Genomic DNA, 19667 nt, shown 5'->3' on the forward strand with positions numbered 1-19667 from the left:
AGCTAGGTGCTGTATTATGTTGCTAGCTTTCACTTTTTACAGCCAGCACGCTCAGCTCTTCAATAGTTAGGAAAGTTTAACGCTTATAAGTATCGTCAAAAGAGACATCATTTAGCTTACAATTAAGGTAAAGCCAACATTTTTGATGTGGCTTTACAGTTCGTTTAATTATAAGCATTTTAGCAATAGTGATGCCTTTTTAGACTTAAGTATCTACAGGGCAGTATTGTTCAATAAACGCTCTATGTGTCGGTAATTGTTGTAAGCGTTGCGCTATTTGCTGTTTGATCCCCTGCATAAATCGGCTTAGCTCTTGATCATTCATTAAAGAAGCTACGTGATGGTATTGATCTGGCATTATGCCTTGCCCAAGCATGACTTGCACCCAAGAGTCGACGCGGAAAATATCACCATCATCTAAGAAAACCCGTCCAGTCTCTTTAAACAATGCGACTTTATGGGCAAGTGACTTAGGTGTTTCCATTGTTTTACAATGCTGCCAAAATTCACTGTCATCCCTATCGGTGACTTTGTAATGCAAAACAATAAAGTCACGAATACTTTCAAGCTCTGACTGTAATTGTTTATTGTATTCATCAATAGCGTGCTGGGTTATGCCTGTAAAAGGAAATAATCGCATAAAGCGAATAATCCCAGTCATGATGAGGTGGATACTGGTTGATTCAAGAGGCTCTAAAAAACCACTGGCAAGACCCAGCGCTAAACAGTTTTTGTTCCAACCCTTGCGTCTTCGGCCTGTTTTAAATTTGATAATTTTTGGTTCGGTGAGAGTTTCACTGCTTAGATTATTTAATAATAACTGAGTTGCATCATGGTCTGATAAATAACGGCTACAATAGACTAAGCCATTGCCAACTCTATTTTGTAAAGGAATTTGCCATTGCCAACCTGATTGATGAGCAATGGATCGCGTGTAAGGAGCGATTTCGGGTGTCCCTTTCGTTTGAACTGCTACTGCACTATCGCAAGGTAATAGATGTGACCAGTCTTCATAACCAGTATGTAAGGCTTGCTCTATCAGTAAACCTTTAAAACCAGTGCAATCAATAAAGAAGTCACCCGTTATCTCTGTGCCGTCATCGAGCAATAAACTCTTTATAAAGCCATTATCAGCATGTTTATTTACTCGTTCAATTTTGCCCTCAAAGCGTTTTACACCTAGATTTTCTGCAAACTCTCGTAAGAATGCCGCATAACGGCTAGCATCCATATGAAATGCATAATTAATTGGGTTATGAGGGCTAATACCAAATTTACCCTGTTTAGCTGCTTGTAATTCATAGCAGTAATCTCCAAAGTCGTCTTTATTCCCCATTTTTTTTGCATGTAACCAAAAATGATGAAACTCGCCAGCCCAACATTCTTTACCTGTCATACCAAATGAGTGAATATAGTCACTTTGTGGCTTGTGCCAGTTCTCGAAGCTGATCCCCAATTTAAAGGTTGCTTGGGTAGCTTTCATAAAAAGTTTTTCATCAATACCTAGTAATTTATGAAAGGTACGAATAGGTGGAATGGTTGCTTCGCCAACACCTACGGTGCCAATGTCGTCCGATTCAACTAAGCTGACTTTAATATCTTTATTTAGTAATTTGGCTAACGCAGCTGCGGTCATCCAACCGGCAGTTCCGCCACCAGCGACGATCACCTGTTTAATTGATTGTTGTCTCATGTTGCCACCTTACTCCCTTGTAATTGTTCTAATAACAGTCGATTAGTGGGTAATTTTTGTAAGTATTGTGCAATCTTGTTGCGGTTGAGTTGGTATAGTTGCTCTGCTTTGTGGCACTTTTGGCCATCAAGTTTTGTGGTTAGACTGGTTTCAAACCCCATACCGTACAGCACATATTGATAACTTGCAGAAGAAAAGATTTCTTCATTTTCGACCAAATCAAATCGGCTGGGTGCTTGATACTGCCACAGTGTTAACAAGTTCTGTAATTCAAGTGGGATACTATTAGGGTTGCGGTTAGCATGCCAATAACCATTATCATCACGATTACTCAATACATAATGAAGTTTTAGGAAGTTTATGACTTGCTCCCAGCGGTATTTAAAACGTTTATTGAACCGAGTACTCAATAACTGCATGTGATCTTGGTCTACAGGCATCTGCTCACTTAGCATACTGATACTAAGTTCAACCATGGCTAACGCAGATGCCTCTAATGGTTCTATAAATCCTTGTGACATGCCAATCGCGACACAGTTTTTATGCCAAAATATTTCTCTGTAACCCGGGGTAAAACGAAGTGTTCGTGTTTCAATTGTGTCTGCTTGTTGAGTGCCTATCGTTTGTGCCGCGTAACTTTTTAGTGTTTCTATTGCGCTTGCTTCGTCACAATATTTATCGCTAAATGTATAGCCAATTCCGCGTCTGGTTGGTAAACCTATATCCCAAATCCAACCTGCGGATTGTGCAGTTGATAATGTCGCAGAGGCAATATTTTGAGATTGGCTTTCGTATGGTATTTGGGCTGCTACTGCTGTGTTATTAAATAGAATGTGGCTTTGATCTAAAAACGGGATTTGATAATGCTTGGCGATTAATAGCCCTTGACTACCTGAACAGTCAATAAATAAGTCACCTGTTATCGCTCCATTATGCTGTGTGCTGACACTTTTAATGTAGCCTTGCTCATCGTTATTTGCACAAATCACATTATCAACAATATGCTTTACGTTAAGCGTATTTACACAATGCTGTGTTAAAAAGCGTGCAAATTTATGAGCGTCTAAATGATAGCCGTAATTTGTAACACCAGCATACTGTGGTGTATTAATCTGTTTTGGCGCTAGTGCTGCTTGGCAAATAAAGCTTTGCATATTCATAGCATCAGCATATTTTTGATGAGAAAATAATTGCTTCCAAGCAGCATGAACATCATATTCATAGTAGCCTTCAGGAATCATAAAAGGGTGATAATAGTTATCTCCTTGCTGTTCCCCTCGCCAATTGATGAACTTTGAACCTTGTTTAAAGGACGCATCACATTGACGTAAAAAGTCAGTTTCTTTGACCCCAATTCGCTGTAATGTATTTCGCATTGACGGCCATGTGCCTTCACCAACACCAGAAATACCAATATCAGCAGATTCAATGAGAGTGATATGAAGATGTGGATGTTCTTTTGCTAGTAATCCGGCTGTAAGCCACCCCGCAGCGCCACCGCCAATGATCACAATATTATTAATTATTTTGCTCATATGCTTACTTTAAATATAAAGCCGCTTCAATAGGAGCGGCTTTTTATCAATTCACGCTAATCGTGAACTTTTAGGGATCTAAATTGACGCTATTAGCGTTAAAAATATCTAATTAAGAATAACTAAAAAATAACGCCTTTCTATCCCCAAGAGCCCACATATTAAGTAAATTGCTATTAGACCGTATACTCTTGCTTCAGCAATAGCTTAGAAGTTATAACGTACACCTAAATTGTAGCGAGCACCATTTTTGTCTAAATTCCATAACTGCGCTTTGTATCGTCCATGTTGGCGGTTGTCTTGCTCTGTAATGTTAATTCCCTCTAAAAAGAAAGAGAGTTTCTCACTATAGTTATAAGCTACATTAAAATCGACTTGGTAATACTCTTCAGTAAATGCAGGTTCATTTACATAGCGAGCTGCATTGTTTAAGAATTTATCACGCCAGTTATAGGCTATACGAGCTTGAAATTTATCATTTTCGTACATTGCAATTAAGTTAGCTGTGTCACTTAAACCTACTAATGCAAACTGCGTTGTCGTAGGATCTGCTGCGACATTAAAGTCAACATCGCCATTTACAATCGTGTAGTTTGCTTGAATACCAAAGCCCGAATCACCAAAGAAATGTTGGATAGCAAATTCATATCCGTCAATTTTTGCATCTTTATTGTTAGTAGGAACTTGAGCTGTAAATTCCATTAGTGGATCATCGCTGTTAGGCAAGATATCGTAGGCTGCTTCAAATTCTTCATAAGTCATTGAATCAAAAGCAACTCCATTTTCCATAGCCGCAACCATTTGGAATAGGTTTGAGTCAGTAACGGCAAGACCTCTAGCCTCTAGTTCAGCTTTTGCTGCTTGAGCGCGGGGACCTGCTGAAACATCTCGTAAGTCATAGTAATTTTGAGTCATTGGTGTTAAACCAATAAAATTATCAACTTTTTTATTGTAATAACCGACAGAAACATAACTAACATCGCTGTAGTACCACTCAGCTGAAACATCGATATTATCTGATTCAAGCGGTACTAAGCCTGGGTTACCGGTTGAAGCTGGTGCATTAGTGGTACCTGGAATTAAACTTGGCCCCGTTGGTACTCCAACCGTTGCTGCAGAGCTTAAATTATCATAAGTAGGTCGTGCGATTGTGGTGCTATATGAAGCACGAATTTTTACATCATCAACCACGTTAATATCAAAATCGATACTAGGTAGAAAGTGATTATAATCAGAGCTTAGAGAGTAATCTTGTTTGTCAGTGCCATATCGCACATTAAAATCGTTATTACCTTCCCAAGCGACTGCATTTGGTAAGTCAATATTTGCTGTTGATGTGATATCTGTGGTTTCGTAACGAGCACCAACTAAGAGGTTAAATGGCATATCACCAATTTCACCTTGATGCTTATATTGTACAAATGCAGCTTGAATATCTTCTTTAATAGTACGGTTTGTTGCAAATGCGCCATCTGCTGCAAAATTAAACCCGTATTGGCTTGCTGCCCAATAACCAATTTCTGACGCGCTGCCAGTGAAACCTTGATCAAATGAACCTGAGGTATTGTAGCCATCTAATTCACTTAAGAAATTTGTCGGGTCAAGGTAGCCATCAGGTAACTCACCTGGGTTTTCGATACCCCAGTTACCCATCGTATTACGAGTAAGTGACTGCAATGAATGACTTTCCATTGAGCGTGACTCAATACCAAAGTCTATTACCCCTGACTCAATTTCATATTTACCAAGTAATCGGAATTCATCAACCGTTGATTCTTGGCGTGCAAAGTTAGAATCAAGTATAGAAGTACCAACATCATCTTGGTCTAACACTCCATTACAGTTTAAATTAGTACGACTACAATCATCAAAATCAATCACCATAGAGGGTAAATCACGACTAAAATCGACTTCTTGAGAAGCGACAATATTCGCTCCTAACCCTGCATTTACCCAGCTGCCATAAGGCGCATCGGGCTCACTCGTTGCTTTTGAACTATGCGCATCAAATACAAAACTGAGTTGGTCATTTACAAAGTATTCAAGATTAAGACCAATAGAGTCATTTTTATTAAGTTGATTGAGCTCTTGTAACGCTAAGCCTAGGTCACGCGTTGATAGATCGCGGCGTTCTTCTTTATAGTAGATTGGTGTTTTAACCGCATTGTCATCAAAGATTAAGTGCGTTTTATAGTTATCCATCCAGATTGACTGCTCAGCACGTGACTCGAATAACTCTTGTTGAGAGTAGGTGTAATCAAGTGTTGCGGTAAGCGACTCTACAGGACTATATTGCAGTGTTAGCTGCGCGTTTGTTCGAGTGCGTTCACGATCGGCGATTGTGTAACGAAGATCGGAAGGCATTGAATAATATTGCCCCATTGCAGGTGCATTTTCGATGATGATGTCATCTGCAGATTGAGGAATTGTGCCGTCGTATGCAGTGGTTCTCCATTCGTTAACAAAAGCACCTGCTGCCGAACTATCACGTTTTTGAACGCTTGCAGTAAGTGATACACCAAACTTTGCTTCTTCGTCAGTCCAACTAAAGATACCTGAGATTTCTGGTGTAATATCATCGCCGACACGATTAGTTGTATCGTGCATAGCTTTTACACCAACATTGGTAATTAAACCTGGATTGTCTAGAGGGCGGGCAGTATTAATGTTTATTGTGGCCCCAATACCACCTGATGCAATATTTGCTTTTCCGGTTTTATAGACTTCAACTGACTTAACACTTTCTGATGCCAAATTAGCAAAATCATATGCACGAGAATTTGGAGAGCCACCGCCAGCAGGAAGTGAGGCTGCTGGCATAGTACGCCCATTTAAAGTCACCATATTATAGTCTGGACCAAAACCACGTACTGTTACTTTTGAGCCTTCACCATTACTACGGTCTATCGATACACCTGTAATACGTTGCAAAGATTCTGCTAGGTTAGTATCTGGGAATTTACCTATATCTTCTGATGAAATAGCATCAACAACACCTGAAGAGTAGCGCTTTAATTGGGTTGATTCTTTAATACTTCCTTTAAATCCTGTTACTTGAATGACTTCAATGTCATCGTTGTGTTCAGACTGCTCTGCATAGGCAGAAAAGCAGGTGCTAGCACCTAAAAGCAAAGATAAGCTAGAAGCTAACTTTGTTCTTTTGAAGTTATGGCTTGGCATCAGGTTTCCCTCATTTTTATCATTGTTATTCATGCAATTAGGGCATGATATTGTTGTCGAAAATAGATTATTAAATGCATCTGGAAGCGCTACCATAAAGAGGTTGAAAATCGCCCTTATGAAAGCGCTTCCAGAAAAGGGTAGTGTGATTTGCAGTTTACGTCAACAGCTATATCAATAAATTGTTAAAAAAGTTGTGTGAAAATTAAACGAGGAATGGGTCGGTTTTGACAGCTTCTATCGCAACGAAATATTTAAAAACTGTTTTTATTTCAGGAGCTTAAAAAGTAAAGTCAAGATGGTAACTTTATGAAATACAGTGTTTTTAAATACCGGATAGTAAAAATGAGTTGGCTCTTTTTAGGGTTTTAAATAAGCAAACTTACTTCTGTTAAAGTGCGCTTAAGGAGGTTGCAATTGTTTATGGTTAAGTGAATTGTCGGCCAAAGTAATTACTTTTCCAGAGTGGCTTGTCGTTTGATCTAGATCAAAGAAACTTCATTCGCAGCCATCTATATTACGCGGCTGCAATTTTCGCTGCTTTTTGAAATCTAGGTTAGCTTTTAAAGGCAATACTCCATCATCGTGCTTAAAGGTGTGTCATGGCATTACTCATCAATAACAAATGTATTAACTGTGATATGTGTGATCCTGAGTGCCCGAATGAGGCTATTTATATGGGGGCGAAGATATATCAAATTGACCCTAACAAATGCACTGAATGTGTTGGGCATTATGATAATCCTACCTGTGTGAGTGTGTGTCCAATTGACTGCATTAAGCCAGATCCAAATCACCGAGAGTCACTAGATGAATTAGCCGACAAGTATGTCAAATTAACTTCACAGGCTTGCTAATCCTTATCGATATAAGTGCCCAAAACTAGCATCTCATACTGAATGTTCTACAATCACATTAACAACAATATGTTAGTGATTTAATCTAGGGCGTTATATGTGGTTCAACAAAGCTTTACAAAATGAAATAGCAGCATTAAATGCTGAGCTCCATCCACTCAAGGGCCTTATTTCAGGCATTGATGAAGAAATGCTGGTATTGAAACTTCGTAAAGATCGTACGATTTCTTATATGAATCAAAACTTTTTAAATGAGTTTGGTTATCCACATGAAAAGTTAATTGATGCTCCTTTTCAAACGATTATAACCCCTCAATCACGCAATACTTATCAGTTTTCAGACTTAAACAATGCACTTGCAAATCAACGACACTGGGTAGGGCAAATGCAGGTTGCTCGTTATGATGGGCAGGTTGAGTGGCTGTGTATTATTGTTCAACCAGTTTTAAATGAGCATGGTGAATTTAATTATTATGCTATTTATGGTTCTGTATGTACGGATGTAATTGCCACATCTCGTGAAAATAGTGATGTTATTAATGCGATAAACCGCTCAATGGCTGTTATTGAATTTGATCTTGAAGGAAAAGTCATTAATGCAAACCAGCTGTTCTTAGATTCTATGGGTTATAAGAAAGAAGAGATTGTTGGCAAGCATCACCGTATTTTTTGTGAATCAGAGGTTGTGGAGTCATCTGAATATGCGCAGTTTTGGCAGCAATTAAGGCGAGGAGAATTTATTGCTGATCGTTTCAAGCGTGTTGACCGATACGGTAACACCGTGTGGCTTGAAGCGTCATACAATCCTATTTTTAATGATTTTGGTGAGCAATATAAAGTTATGAAGTTTGCAACGGTTATTACTGAACAAGTAAACCGTGAACTGGCAACCACGCAAGCTGCAGAAATAGCTTACAGCACATCGGTTGAGACGGACAAACTGGCTCAGCAAGGAGCTGATGTTTTGCGTAACACGATGAAGGTGATGGCAGATCTTGCTCAGCAAATGGAGCAAGCTGCAGAGGAAATAACGGCGCTCGATAAGCAGTCACAGCAAATTTCAAATATCGTAGAAAGTATTAGTAGTATTGCTGAACAAACCAATTTACTAGCGCTTAATGCTGCAATTGAAGCGGCTAGAGCAGGTGACCAAGGGCGAGGGTTTGCTGTGGTTGCTGATGAAGTAAGGCAGTTAGCTTCAAGAACCTCAAAAGCGACTGAAGAAATTGTTGATGTAGTACAACACAACCAGTCACTAACCAAAAACACCGTAAAAGTGATAGAAGAAGGTAAGATACAAGCTGAGCAAGGGCTCTCGTTGTCAAATGACTCGGGTAAAGTGATGGAAGATATTCAGCATGGCGCTCAACAGGTGGTTGATACAATTGGTCAGTTTGTAAACAAACTTAAATAGTCTTATATGCTTAGCCTAGTTTTACTAGGTTTTTTATTATTTCAAAAAATTAAATTATTTCTTATTTTCACCCGAGAAACTTCTTATTGTCGTAAAAGCTGAGTTTTTATTCATTCAATTCGGCTAAAATCATTAAAAGTTACAGCTCATGTAGTTCTTAGAGTACTGCTCTGTGTTGTTTTCATATGATTTTAAGGTGAGAAGAGCCATGTTTTTTACTCAGCCATTGAAGAATAGAATTGCCGATTTAGAGAATGAATTATTTAGTGTTATGCAAGTAAAAGATACTTTAGACCAGAGTATGTTTACTTTAGAGCTTGATGAAGATGGCTATATCCTCTCGGTTAATGAGCACGTATTAACTGAGCTTGGGTATTCTGAAAAACAATTGCTTGGCAAATCTTTACTTGATTTTGTCCCTGATGCTGCCCGAAAAACACCCCACTTTGAACTTTTTAAGCAAGCGCTATATGAACAAACCGTTTGGGTGGGAGCTGTACAGCTTATAAACGCAAAAAATAGCCCAGTATGGTTGCGTGTATTTTTACACCGTGTTGTTAACAAAGATAAGCAATTTCAAAAAATTACTCTGCATGCAAGCGTATTGACGCGGACCATTGAAACCTCCCGTGAAAATCAGGATTTAGTGAAGGCAATCCATCGCTCAATGGCTGTGATTGAATTTGATTTAAATGGTTATGTGCTTAAAGCAAATGAGCAATTTTTAGCGGGGGTTGGTTACACAGCACAAGAAATTATTGGTAAGCATCATAGTATGTTTTGTGAATCTGATGAAGTTGGCTCTAATCAATATGCCGACTTTTGGCAAAAGCTACAACAAGGTGAATTTATTGCTTCACGCTTTAAACGTGTCGATAAGCAAGGTGATCCTGTATGGCTTGAGGCAACTTATAATCCGATCTTTAATGAGCAAGGTGAACTTTATAAGGTTGTAAAGTTTGCCACTGTCATTACAGAACAAGTAAAGCTTGAAATGGCTATTTCTCAGGCCGCAGATATAGCCTATAGCACTTCCACAGAAACCGACAAGATTGCTCAGCAAGGTGCTGAAGTATTGAATAACATGGTGCAAGTTATGGATGCGCTAGCAAAACAAATGGAACAAGCAGCGCAAGAAATGGCTGCCCTTGATAAGCAATCGCAACAAATAGCTTCACTTGTGCAAAGCATAGGGAGTATAGCCGACCAAACCAATCTATTAGCATTAAATGCTGCAATTGAGGCTGCTCGTGCAGGCGAACAAGGCAGAGGGTTTGCTGTGGTTGCTGATGAAGTAAGACAACTTGCCCGCAGAACTTCAAGCGCAACCATTGAGATTGTAGATGTGGTGCAACAAAACCGTGTGCTTACACAAAATACAGTTGGAGTCATTCAATTAGGTAAAAGCAAGGCAGAACAAAGTTTCAGCCTTGCTACTGAGTCAGGAAAAGTGATGGCCGATATACAAAATGGCGCTCAAAAAGTTGTCGATGCTGTTGGGCAGTTTGCTGAACAACTCAAGTAGCGTTATCGATGTTTGTACTGGGTTTTACAGTAGCCGCGAGTGATATCAGGGTTTCGTAGTTTTAAGTGTTTGGTTTGCCTACCTGCTGCGCGTTTTCGCCAAAGTTTAAAGCTCGAGCTTGTTAATTGTTCACGCATTAACGCGATAACGCTTTTTTCATTTAAACCAAATTGCTGGTTTATTGCTTCAAACGGGGTTCTGTCTTCCCACGCCATCTCTATGATGCGTGATATTTCATGATCTAAGTGCTGCATTACGACTCCTTTTTGTTTGCTTATACGTACATGCAGCAGATTTGGATTATAAGATATCGTGTTGCCAGTGCTCGGCTAAAAAGTCGATGAACGCTCTGACCACATTTTGTTGGAAGTTACGCGATAAGTACACCGCCCATAAATGAGAGCCTATAGTTGTATGCTCTGGTAGCACTTTAATAAGCTCACCTGATGCTAAATAGTCATTGGCGAGATCGCAGGGTAAATGAGCCACCCCCATTCCTTGTTTTGCTGCTTTTAAAAGCACACCCATATCATTGGCAACAATGTTGCCCTTAACAGTCACTTTTTGAGTGTTGTCGTCGCGTTGAAATTGCCAAATATTGTGTTTGTTATGAATAAGGCAATTATGTGCAGTTAAGTCATTTGGCTCATTAATCGGTGGGCTCGCAGCTAAATAGTCGTTTGATGCACACACTGCGGTTGCGATATACATTAGCTTACGGGCAATGAGTCCTTCATCGGGCTGGTGGATATAACGCAAAGCGATATCAACGCGGTCATCAACCAGCTGCGATAAACTATCTGAGAGTAACAGTTCAAATCGCGTCTGTGGATGGCGTTTGGTGAACTCTTCAATGGCATCAAATAGTTTATGTTGGCCAAGCCCAATCGGAGAGGCAACTCGAATGGTACCCACCAATTCGTTGTTGTGGCTGTGTGCTCGGCTTTGTAAGTCAGACACTTGATTGAGTATTTGCTGGCAATAGCTAAGGGCCTCTTCACCTTGAAGAGTTAAACTGACTTTTCGTGTTGTGCGATGAAATAACCTTAAATTTAGCCACTTTTCAATATCTTGAATATGCCTAGAAACTTGTAATCTGCTTAAACCTAAGTGCTCAGCGGCCTGAGTAAAGCTGCCTGTGCGAGCAACTTCGACAAAGCTAGTAATTGAGTTGAGTTTATCCATTGGTATCTTAAAGTGAAACAATGTGTATCTATATAGTGTATTTATCAGTAAATAGTGAACAAGTAAACTGCCATCATTGAAACAAACAACGGAGAATTCCTCATGAAATTAGCAGTTATTGGCGCAACAGGTTGGATTGGCAGCCACATTACATCAGAAGCATTAGCACGTGGTCATCAAGTTAATGCGTTAGTAAGAGATGTAAGTAAAGTAACGCAAGATAATGTTACTGTAACTGAATTTGATTTAACAAAAGACGATATTGCAAGTGCTGCTGCAGGTAGTGATGTTGTTATTGCGGCAATTGGTGGTCGCGCATTAGGTAACCATGAAATTGTTGCAAACACAGCACAGCAATTGCTGAATGCATTTGCCGGTACTGGCACGCGTATTTTATGGGTGGGTGGTGCAGGTAGCTTAGAAGTTGCACCGGGTGTAACGCTTGTATCAAGCCCTGATTTTCCTGCTGAATACAAAGCAGAAGCAATCGCTCAAGGCGAAGCGCTTGAAGTATTTAAAGCGTCAACAACAGATACGCCATGGACGTTTGTATCACCAGCTGCGGTTATTTATCCCGGTGAGTCAGAGCGCCCATACCGTGTTGGTGGTGATAGCTTCTTTACTGATGCCAACGGCGAAAGCAAAATATCAGTAACCGATTATGCGAAAGCAATGCTTGATGAAGCGCAGTCTGCAGCGCATTTAAATCAACGTATAAGTATCGCTTATTGATACTTTTCTCAGGCTCATAAAATGGTATTCTTATGCGATGTTTTTTAGCTGATTTTATCATGATATGAGCCTATTATTTTCTGTTGCGCTTGCAACAATTCCTGCCTTACCCGAAGCAGTTGCAAATAATGCCGTCGCTAAAGTTGTTGTAAATGAACAAGCTTATTTCTTAAGTTTTATGGGAATAGGAAAAGGGAAAGCACACCATGATATTCACAATAAAGTATGGGTACTCAAAGTTGGTGAGTCGGCATGGCGAACAGCAAAAGCGGTACCGAGTAGCCAGCCTCTAGTTGGACGTTTAGCTAGCACCGCAGTGGGTGTTGGTAAACATGCCTATGTATTTGGTGGCTATACTGTAAGTGCGGATCATCAAGAAATTTCTACCCCTGATGTATATCGCTACGATGTACTTACGAATTCTTACACGCAACTCGCCAATATGCCCGTGCCTGTTGATGACAGTGTGGCGCTTTCATACCAACAACGTTACATCTATTTAGTCAGTGGTTGGCATAACGATGGTAATGTTAACTTAGTACAAGTTTATGACACCAAAACAGATACTTGGCAACAGGCTTCGCCATTTTTAGGCCAGCCAGTATTTGGTCAAGCAGCGGCAATTAGTGGCAACACAATTTTAGTGTGTGATGGTGTAAAAACGCAGGCCAATGCAGATAAACGTCGTTCTTTTGCTGCGGTTGCACAGTGTTTAAAAGGCACTATTGATGCTAATAATCCATTAAAAATAGATTGGCGTACCGTGCCACATCCAACAGGTGTTGCCCACTATCGTATGGCTGCAACCAGTTTTAATGGTGATATCTATATGTTGGGCGGTTCTGCAAACCCATATAACTACAATGGTATAGGATACAACGGTAAGCCAGCACCGGCGAGTAATCATGTTTGGCGTTTTGATATTGATAAAAACAATTGGCAAATGATGCCAAAAGCTAAAACTGCAAGTATGGATCATCGTGGTTTATTAGAGCATCAAGGTAGTTTGTACCGTATTGGTGGTATGGACAATAATCAACAAGTGACTGCCGATGCACTTGGCTATAAGGTCGAATTATCACTATGAATACACTTTATATCACAGGTGCCGGAGTCAGTGCCGCAAGCGGTATACCGACCTTTCGTGGCGAAGATGGATTTTGGACCATAGGCAGTAAAAATTATACGCCGATGGAAATGGCAACTCGCGCCATGTACGAAAACAATCCGCGAGAATTTTTAGCTTGGTATTATCATCGTTTTGCAACGTATCGACACCATGGGCCCAATGAGGTGCATCATTGGTTGAGCGATAAAAATCTTATTACACAAAATATTGATGGCCTCGATGGCAAAGCCGGTAACACGGATTATATTGCTATTCATGGTCGTTTGGATCAAATGACACTGTTTCACCATCAAGGTGATGATGTGATGGCCTTCAATGCGCCATGGGATAAGGTCAACGAAGACAACCTACACAACTCATTGCTTGAGGTGTTCAATATCAACAATGAAAGCCCCAAGCTAAACGAATCGTTTAAGCCTTACGTGTTGTTATTTGATGAGTACTACACTGAACTTTATCGAATTTCTGAGGCGCAACAGCGTATGCTCGATGCCGATAAAATTGTGTTTATAGGCACCTCTTTTAGCGTCAATATTACGCAAATGGCACTCGATATAGCACGCAGCCAGGGCATACCCATTGAAGTAGTTGACCCCGAACCTACCCATGTATTTCATCCTAATGTGACATACCAAAAAATGACTGCGCTTGAATATATCCAGCAGCAGGGATAAAAATAAGGCGCTTAATTTAGCGCCTTATTTCATTATTGTTGTTCAGCTTTTATTGCTGTGATGTTTAACCGCGCTTGTAAGGGGTCTGGTAAAAATTCTGCAGTCCCTGATTTACTCATTTGCAGAATAAAAGACTCATCATTTTTATATGCTTGCCATGTTGGTAGGCCGGGGCCATTTGGGGTGCCTAATTTAATAAAATTAGTCACATAACGGTGCATTATTTTAGCAGCTTGCTTATCTTGCTCAGTGGTGACATGGCCATATTTCGCTGCCACAGTATTAAAAAAATACGGAATCTCGCTGGCGTGTTCAGCACCGGGTTTATCTAAGGTTTGCGCTACATAACCAAAACGATACAAGAAAGCATCATTACCCATATCTGTCACACGCTTTGCAACGAACTTTGCTGGCTCTTGCATTAAAGCATCCTGTCCGACTTGGTAATTAATTATTGGCAGTGGGGTGTCGCCTTGTGCATCGTAAGCCATTTTGGCTTGTATCGAGTGAGGAGCAAAGCTTTCAAATAGCGCCTCTTTTGAAGAATAGTTTGCAAAGCCTAAATCCATATCAGTTGTGCCGACCATGGTAGCAACATGGCTGAATGTGCCTTTACTCAAGCGTGCTTCAGTTGAAGCATTTATGATGATGCCATCAATGATTGGCCCACCTACGTAAGTAGACTCATTAGTACTTTGTTTGTTTAATGTACTTAGGTTGAGGTTTCCAACGACTTCTTCAGCAGATAATTCACGTAGTGCCGCCAGCGCATTCTTATCACTACCTAAGATAGTGTGTTGCTTGGCAAAGTTTTCACCAATTTTTTCGGCGCTTAATACTGAGTCGTCATTGCTATAAAGTGGCAACTCGTTAAATAACTCGCGCCCGCCAGCAGACATAATAATCGCTTGTTGAAATAAGTTATTTGCTGCAGGAGTTTGCATCATCGCGTGTACCGATGCACCGCCAGCAGATTCTCCCATCAGTGTCACTTTTGAAGCATCACCACCAAATTGAGCAATATTCTGTTTCACCCACTCAAGAGCCGCAATTTGATCCATTAATGCGTAGTTACCCAATGCATCGTTTTCAAAACGAGCAAGTGCAGGGTGAGCAAAAAAGCCAAATCGGCCTAATCGATAATTAAAGCTAACAAAAATAATCCCTTGTTTAGCAAAGCTTTCACCTGAGTAAATAGCGGGTGATGGGCCGCCATTTACAAAGCCACCGCCGTGTATCCAGACGACTACAGGGTAAGGTGTATCGCTGTGTTTAGTCGGTTTAAATACATTTAGATAAAGGCAGTCTTCCGAAGGAGTTGTTGTAAGCGGTGCAGCATCTGCTGCAAACGGCTTTTGCATGCAGTCAGGGGCGTAATCGCTCAGTACCTTTACATCTTGCCACTTTGGCACAGGTTGCGGTGCTCGCCAGCGTAACTCTCCCACTGGAGCTGCTGCATAGGGAATGCCTTTAAACGCAATAAATCGCCCTTGCTGCTGCCCTTGAATAAGCCCGCCAGTGACGGCGATATGATCAGATTGAGGTTGCTCTTGGCAGCCTTGCAAAAATACGGCAGAACCTAATAGAAAAGATGAGTAAAAAATCGATTTTAGAATACGCGATGTCATAACAAAGCCTAGGCTGTTTAGGTAAGGCTTATAATATTAACATATTCATATAGTAACAACGAGAAAACCAGCATAGCTTCAAGTAACTATGCTGGTAAGAAAGTTATAATAACTTTATTCAGAAACAGTGAAAGATACGTCTAAATCTTCACCTGCTGTGACTGTAATTGGTTTAACTTGATAAAGATTAAATGCTTCGTCTTGAGTTTCGGCATCATCAATATGTGCTGCACAGGTGTAAGCTAGTTGGTAGTCACCTGGTTTTACAAACGCAAGTTCAAATTCGTATTGGTTATCTTCGTTATCGAAAACAACGTTAGCGGTTGCAAGTGGTGCATCAGCGGGCGTGTCGTCTTCGCTTACTTCGTAGTTGTCCATTGGCATTTCTATATCGCTGTTGTATAGATAAACAGCGTGACCAAACGAGCCATCAGTCATTGCAATGTCTATGTTATCTGTTTCACAAAATGCGATTAGCTCTTCGCTTACCGTGCCTTCAATGTCTTGCGATTCAGCTAAGTTTTCTAATCTCACACCGCGAGGTTTTAAGAAGATCTCGTCGCTATTTTGTGGGTCAACTAATGACTTTTTAAGGTCAAACTCAAGAACAAAATCATTACCAGCTTGGTTAAGTGTGAAGCCATCAAGTTGGATTTCACCAATACCATCGTTGCCTTTGCGTTTAACAACAAGTGGTGCAATGCTGTCATCTTCATACACAACATGCGATGTCATAGTTAAATCGTTTGTGTCGCCATTAATAACATCGGCACGGATCCATTGATAATCACCTGCTGGCACTTCTTCATCTTCTAATAATGAGAAAATGTCATCACCTGTGTAATCTAGTAAGTTAACCATTTCAGGCATGGTTTCATCATTTTGCTCACGAGTTTCGAAAGTGAACTCTTCACCACCTTGGCTTTTAAGCGTGATTGAATCGAACACAACATTCACAGCTTTTAAGCCTGTTACTGGTGCGTCAGAAACTCCAAGCGTGAATTGCGCAGTTTGTGGCTGCGGATCTACAGTTTCTTTTTTGTCGTTGTCTGAGCCACAACCAACAAGTGCAAATAAAACGGCGCTGCTAAGTAATGTAGTTTTGAAGTTCATTGTTTCTTCCCTTGTGTTCTAAAAATTTATTAATAGTCTAGTCACCAAAACTTAATGTAAGTTGAATTGCTTTAACTGAGTTAAGATCCGCGCGTTTGTACCTTTTTAAAAGCTAGTGAAAGGCGGTTTAATAAAAACTGGCAAATAAAATCTCAATAATGAACAAATCCATTTTTCTTCCACATTTTGTTGTCAACATGGCAAAAAATAAAATCTTAGGAACAAGAATGACAGTCATCGATTTAGAGAAACGCTATGAATCTAGGAGCTTTGCACTGTTAAGTGCACTTAACATGCTTTTATTGGTGGGCTTTATTAATAGCAAAGCAGAAGTGAGTAGTTTTATTTTTAGTTTTTTAGTTTGCGGCATTTCGCTGTTATTAGGTTTGTTAGTTTTTAATTCTAAACGTAATTTTACTGTGTGCCGCCATGGTGTGCATTACCGTAATTTACTTGGACAATGCCGTCAAATGGATGCAAAAAAAGTACAGTCGATTCATCACTATTCAGTGTTAGGCATTCGTACTGTGATAGTTATGGCTGAGAAGCGTATATGTATAGCACCTTTTTATAGTCTAAATGATAAGCACCAACAGCGACTAAAACGTTATGATAACGACTTATTTGACTGGCTAAAAACGTTACAAAAAACCAATGATTTTTGTTAAGCAGGTTATTTTTACCTGCTTAACAATCGTTAAATATTTAAGTTTTATATCGACTTACATTCTGTTCTAACTGCGTTGCGGTGTTATTTAATTCATCCATATATGAGGTCGCAACATCGGTATCATTAGCAGTCTTGTTGGCAATATCAACAATAGTGGTCATGTTTTGATTAATCGCTTCTGAAACTGAAGTTTGCTCTTCAGCGGCAGTGGCAATTTGTGCATTCTGCGAGGTGATGGTATTAACCGAAAGCAGTACTTCATTGAGCGCTTTTTCGACTTCGCTTGCTTCGTTCACACTGGTTGCACTTCCTGATTTGATTGATTGCATAATGCTGTTGACAGTTGTTGTTCCTTGTTGAACCTGCTCAATCATTGCCTCTATTTCGTGGGTACTATCTTGAGTTCGCTTGGCAAGGGTACGCACTTCATCAGCGACCACCGCAAAGCCTCGGCCAGCTTCGCCAGCACGTGCCGATTCAATTGCTGCATTAAGTGCCAGTAAATTAGTTTGCTCTGCAATGTTTCGGATCACATCGAGTACACTGCCAATTTGGCTAGATTGCTGATTTAGCTGATCAACGGCATTGGCACCTTCATCAACTTGCTTAGCAAGGCCGTTAATTACTTTGATAGCGATAAGTAACTGGTTATTAGCCTGTTTTACTAGATGATCGGCATGTTCTGCTGCAGTTGATGCTTCTTGAGCGCTTCGTGCGACTTCCATTGACGCCGCCGACATTTCGTTTATTGCCGTTGCAACTTGCTCACTTTCTTCATGTTGACGATTAATACCAGCATGCATATTGGCAAGAAGCTCGTTGAGTTTATGTGACGCTTGATTCATCGATTGCGATGATTGGCGAATATCAATAACCATTTTACCCACGTCATCAGCAAAGCGGTTAAATGAACTGCCAAGTTTGCCGAGCTCATCGTCTCGTTTAACCATTAATCGTTGGGTTAAATCACCATCACCTTGTGATATATCGTTCATTGCTAGCACGGTTGTGTGAAGAGGGTTGGTAATACTGCGCGATACCACCATTGCAATAGCTGCGGTAATTGCTACTGCGAATACTGAAGCGATAACTGTGTTTATAAAGGCATTATCGATACCTTCATTAACTCGTTGTTCTGTCATTGCAACTTGTTGTTCAAGGCCACTGATCCAAAAACCCGTTCCTAGTACCCAATTCCATTTAGGTACTAAAGCGGCATAACCGAGTTTAGGGTTCACACTACCATTGGTATTTTTCCAAGAATACTGTACATAGCCACCGCCTCTTTTTGCGGCATCAATGAGCTCTCGTATCAAATAAACCCCATTAGGATCTTTAAAATCATAAAGGTTTTTGCCCTCAAGTGAGGCGTTAACGCCATGAGCAACGTTGACGCCTTCAACGTCATAGACAAATACATAACCTGTATCACCAGCATCATCAAAGCGTAAGTTACGTAAAATGCTTTTTGCCTTATCTTGTAGCTCCTTAGTATTAGAGCCATTATCTTGAGCTATTAGATGAGCAATTGAACTCATGGCAATTTTTTGGTAATTGCTGACTTCAGATTTACGATCGCTTTCCATTTGTGTAGCAAAACTTTCTACTGTTTGTGCGCCACTTTGTTTTGATTGCACATAGTTGTAGAGTGTCAGCATAATCGCAATGAGCAAAGGGGGAAGTAAGGCTAAAAAAAGTACCCGTTCCTTTATTGATAGCGCCATTTATCGCTCCTAATAGAAATTCGCAATACTATTTTAGTGGTATTAAAAAATTTTATTAGTCGACTTTATGGTTATATGAAAAGGTCTATTAAGCGATTTACGTAAGCTGCTTATAAAAGTACACGGTAGCATCGAGCTCGCCTGTTGAGCTTTTCGCAAAGTCTGGGATTGTGCCTGCCTCTAAATAATTAAGTTTACGATAGAGATAAGAGGCGGTATCACCCTGGCGAGTATCAAGTACCAGTAACTTAATGCCTAAAGTATAGGCATCGTTTTCTAGATTGGACATTAGCTGCTTTGCGATGCCTTTACCTTGATGTTCGCTATGTACCATTAGCTTTTCTACCTCGCCACGATGAGCACCATTGGTTTTGGCACACAAAGAAAGCTGCACTGAGCCAATCACCGTAGCACCATCAAGGGCAAGGTAAAGCCTACGGTAAGGGGTCGTTAAATCGGCATCGACCCCTTGCCAATAGTCTTGGGCTGACTTTAATGATAAAGGGGCAAGAAAGCCAATTGATGCGCCACTGGCAACGCTATCAATCAGTAAACTATTGAGTGATTTAGACACTCCTTTAATAGAATGAACTGCTTTAATTTTCATT

At 40.3% G+C, this 19667-nt stretch carries 16 protein-coding genes; 7 read left to right on the forward strand and 9 right to left on the reverse strand.

Annotated features, from left to right (window positions below; all coding sequences use genetic code 11):
• Positions 1-205 precede the first annotated feature (205 nt).
• The 3 genes from E5N72_RS19845 to E5N72_RS19855 all read right to left on the reverse strand — a co-directional run bounded on the left by E5N72_RS19845 (position 206) and on the right by E5N72_RS19855 (position 6408).
• Positions 206-1693: a tryptophan halogenase family protein gene (locus E5N72_RS19845; RefSeq protein ID WP_135926814.1), complete on the reverse strand. Its 1488-nt coding sequence runs from the start codon at positions 1691-1693 to the stop codon at positions 206-208.
• A complete protein-coding gene (locus E5N72_RS19850) occupies positions 1690-3228 on the reverse strand; it encodes a tryptophan halogenase family protein (protein WP_135926815.1) in 1539 nt (512 codons plus the stop codon). The genes E5N72_RS19845 and E5N72_RS19850 overlap by 4 nt, the downstream gene beginning before the upstream one ends.
• 207 nt (positions 3229-3435) lie before the next feature.
• Positions 3436-6408 carry a TonB-dependent receptor gene (locus tag E5N72_RS19855; RefSeq protein WP_063529643.1) on the reverse strand — a complete coding sequence of 991 codons (2973 nt, stop codon included), beginning with the start codon at positions 6406-6408 and terminating at the stop codon, positions 3436-3438.
• Positions 6409-7010: 602 nt separating this feature from the next.
• Here E5N72_RS19855 and E5N72_RS19860 point away from each other — a divergent pair.
• From E5N72_RS19860 to E5N72_RS19870, 3 genes are all read left to right on the forward strand, one after another.
• Positions 7011-7265, forward strand: coding sequence for a YfhL family 4Fe-4S dicluster ferredoxin (locus E5N72_RS19860; protein ID WP_135926816.1), 255 nt, complete (start codon positions 7011-7013; stop codon positions 7263-7265).
• A gap of 97 nt (positions 7266-7362) precedes the next feature.
• A complete protein-coding gene (locus tag E5N72_RS20830) occupies positions 7363-8679 on the forward strand; it encodes a PAS domain-containing methyl-accepting chemotaxis protein (protein WP_063529392.1) in 1317 nt (438 codons plus the stop codon).
• 208 nt (positions 8680-8887) lie between these two features.
• Positions 8888-10204, forward strand: a complete 1317-nt coding sequence (locus E5N72_RS19870) for a PAS domain-containing methyl-accepting chemotaxis protein (protein WP_135926817.1) — start codon at positions 8888-8890, stop codon at positions 10202-10204.
• A gap of 2 nt (positions 10205-10206) precedes the next feature.
• On the opposite strand, the gene E5N72_RS19875 is transcribed toward E5N72_RS19870, so the two are convergent.
• Positions 10207-10458 (reverse strand): TIGR03643 family protein, encoded by a 252-nt coding sequence (locus E5N72_RS19875; RefSeq protein ID WP_135926818.1) that lies wholly within the window; start codon positions 10456-10458, stop codon positions 10207-10209.
• A 46-nt stretch (positions 10459-10504) separates the two neighbouring features.
• On the reverse strand, positions 10505-11389 hold the full coding sequence (locus E5N72_RS19880; RefSeq protein WP_135926819.1) for a LysR family transcriptional regulator: 885 nt from the start codon (positions 11387-11389) through the stop codon (positions 10505-10507).
• 102 nt (positions 11390-11491) lie between these two features.
• Between E5N72_RS19880 and E5N72_RS19885 the strand changes: the two genes are divergently transcribed.
• The 3 genes from E5N72_RS19885 to E5N72_RS19895 all read left to right on the forward strand — a co-directional run bounded on the left by E5N72_RS19885 (position 11492) and on the right by E5N72_RS19895 (position 13924).
• Entirely contained in the window at positions 11492-12121 is a 630-nt protein-coding gene (locus E5N72_RS19885; protein ID WP_135926820.1) for an NAD(P)-dependent oxidoreductase, read from the forward strand.
• A gap of 64 nt (positions 12122-12185) precedes the next feature.
• Positions 12186-13208: a kelch repeat-containing protein gene (locus E5N72_RS19890; protein ID WP_135926821.1), complete on the forward strand. Its 1023-nt coding sequence runs from the start codon at positions 12186-12188 to the stop codon at positions 13206-13208.
• On the forward strand, positions 13205-13924 hold the full coding sequence (locus E5N72_RS19895) for a Sir2 family NAD-dependent protein deacetylase (protein ID WP_135926822.1): 720 nt from the start codon (positions 13205-13207) through the stop codon (positions 13922-13924). Before E5N72_RS19890 ends, E5N72_RS19895 begins: the two co-directional genes overlap by 4 nt.
• 32 nt (positions 13925-13956) lie before the next feature.
• Here E5N72_RS19895 and E5N72_RS19900 read toward each other — a convergent pair whose 3' ends face one another.
• Positions 13957-15552, reverse strand: a complete 1596-nt coding sequence (locus E5N72_RS19900; protein ID WP_135926823.1) for a carboxylesterase family protein — start codon at positions 15550-15552, stop codon at positions 13957-13959.
• A gap of 114 nt (positions 15553-15666) precedes the next feature.
• Positions 15667-16665 carry a DUF4382 domain-containing protein gene (locus E5N72_RS19905; RefSeq protein WP_135926824.1) on the reverse strand — a complete coding sequence of 333 codons (999 nt, stop codon included), beginning with the start codon at positions 16663-16665 and terminating at the stop codon, positions 15667-15669.
• A 227-nt stretch (positions 16666-16892) separates the two neighbouring features.
• Here E5N72_RS19905 and E5N72_RS19910 point away from each other — a divergent pair, with 227 nt between their 5' ends.
• Positions 16893-17333: a hypothetical protein gene (locus E5N72_RS19910; protein ID WP_135926825.1), complete on the forward strand. Its 441-nt coding sequence runs from the start codon at positions 16893-16895 to the stop codon at positions 17331-17333.
• Between the two features lie 37 nt (positions 17334-17370).
• Here the strand turns inward: E5N72_RS19910 and E5N72_RS19915 are convergent, their stop codons facing one another.
• Together E5N72_RS19915 and E5N72_RS19920 are read right to left on the reverse strand one after the other, a co-directional pair.
• Entirely contained in the window at positions 17371-19059 is a 1689-nt protein-coding gene (locus E5N72_RS19915) for a methyl-accepting chemotaxis protein (protein ID WP_135926826.1), read from the reverse strand.
• Between the two features lie 97 nt (positions 19060-19156).
• The gene (locus E5N72_RS19920; RefSeq protein ID WP_135926827.1) at positions 19157-19666 is read right to left on the reverse strand and encodes a GNAT family N-acetyltransferase; all 510 of its coding nucleotides are present in this window, start codon (positions 19664-19666) and stop codon (positions 19157-19159) included.
• Between the last annotated feature and the right edge of the window lies 1 nt (position 19667).

The organism is Pseudoalteromonas sp. MEBiC 03607 (assembly GCF_004792295.1).
Classification (GTDB): Bacteria; Pseudomonadota; Gammaproteobacteria; order Enterobacterales; family Alteromonadaceae; genus Pseudoalteromonas; species Pseudoalteromonas lipolytica_C.

Bases quoted from the DNA above. Each gene is read 5' to 3' on its own strand.
- E5N72_RS19875 (WP_135926818.1), bottom strand. From the start codon at position 10,458: ATGCAGCACTTAGATCATGAAATATCACGCATCATAGAGATGGCGTGG.
- E5N72_RS19860 (WP_135926816.1), top strand. From the start codon at position 7,011: ATGGCATTACTCATCAATAACAAATGTATTAACTGTGATATGTGTGAT.
- E5N72_RS19900 (WP_135926823.1), bottom strand. From the start codon at position 15,552: ATGACATCGCGTATTCTAAAATCGATTTTTTACTCATCTTTTCTATTA.
- E5N72_RS19855 (WP_063529643.1), bottom strand. From the start codon at position 6,408: ATGCCAAGCCATAACTTCAAAAGAACAAAGTTAGCTTCTAGCTTATCT.
- E5N72_RS19880 (WP_135926819.1), bottom strand. From the start codon at position 11,389: ATGGATAAACTCAACTCAATTACTAGCTTTGTCGAAGTTGCTCGCACA.
- E5N72_RS19850 (WP_135926815.1), bottom strand. From the start codon at position 3,228: ATGAGCAAAATAATTAATAATATTGTGATCATTGGCGGTGGCGCTGCG.
- E5N72_RS19915 (WP_135926826.1), bottom strand. From the start codon at position 19,059: ATGGCGCTATCAATAAAGGAACGGGTACTTTTTTTAGCCTTACTTCCC.
- E5N72_RS19885 (WP_135926820.1), top strand. From the start codon at position 11,492: ATGAAATTAGCAGTTATTGGCGCAACAGGTTGGATTGGCAGCCACATT.
- E5N72_RS19895 (WP_135926822.1), top strand. From the start codon at position 13,205: ATGAATACACTTTATATCACAGGTGCCGGAGTCAGTGCCGCAAGCGGT.
- E5N72_RS19890 (WP_135926821.1), top strand. From the start codon at position 12,186: ATGAGCCTATTATTTTCTGTTGCGCTTGCAACAATTCCTGCCTTACCC.
- E5N72_RS19910 (WP_135926825.1), top strand. From the start codon at position 16,893: ATGACAGTCATCGATTTAGAGAAACGCTATGAATCTAGGAGCTTTGCA.
- E5N72_RS19905 (WP_135926824.1), bottom strand. From the start codon at position 16,665: ATGAACTTCAAAACTACATTACTTAGCAGCGCCGTTTTATTTGCACTT.
- E5N72_RS19845 (WP_135926814.1), bottom strand. From the start codon at position 1,693: ATGAGACAACAATCAATTAAACAGGTGATCGTCGCTGGTGGCGGAACT.
- E5N72_RS20830 (WP_063529392.1), top strand. From the start codon at position 7,363: ATGTGGTTCAACAAAGCTTTACAAAATGAAATAGCAGCATTAAATGCT.
- E5N72_RS19870 (WP_135926817.1), top strand. From the start codon at position 8,888: ATGTTTTTTACTCAGCCATTGAAGAATAGAATTGCCGATTTAGAGAAT.
- E5N72_RS19920 (WP_135926827.1), bottom strand. From the start codon at position 19,666: ATGAAAATTAAAGCAGTTCATTCTATTAAAGGAGTGTCTAAATCACTC.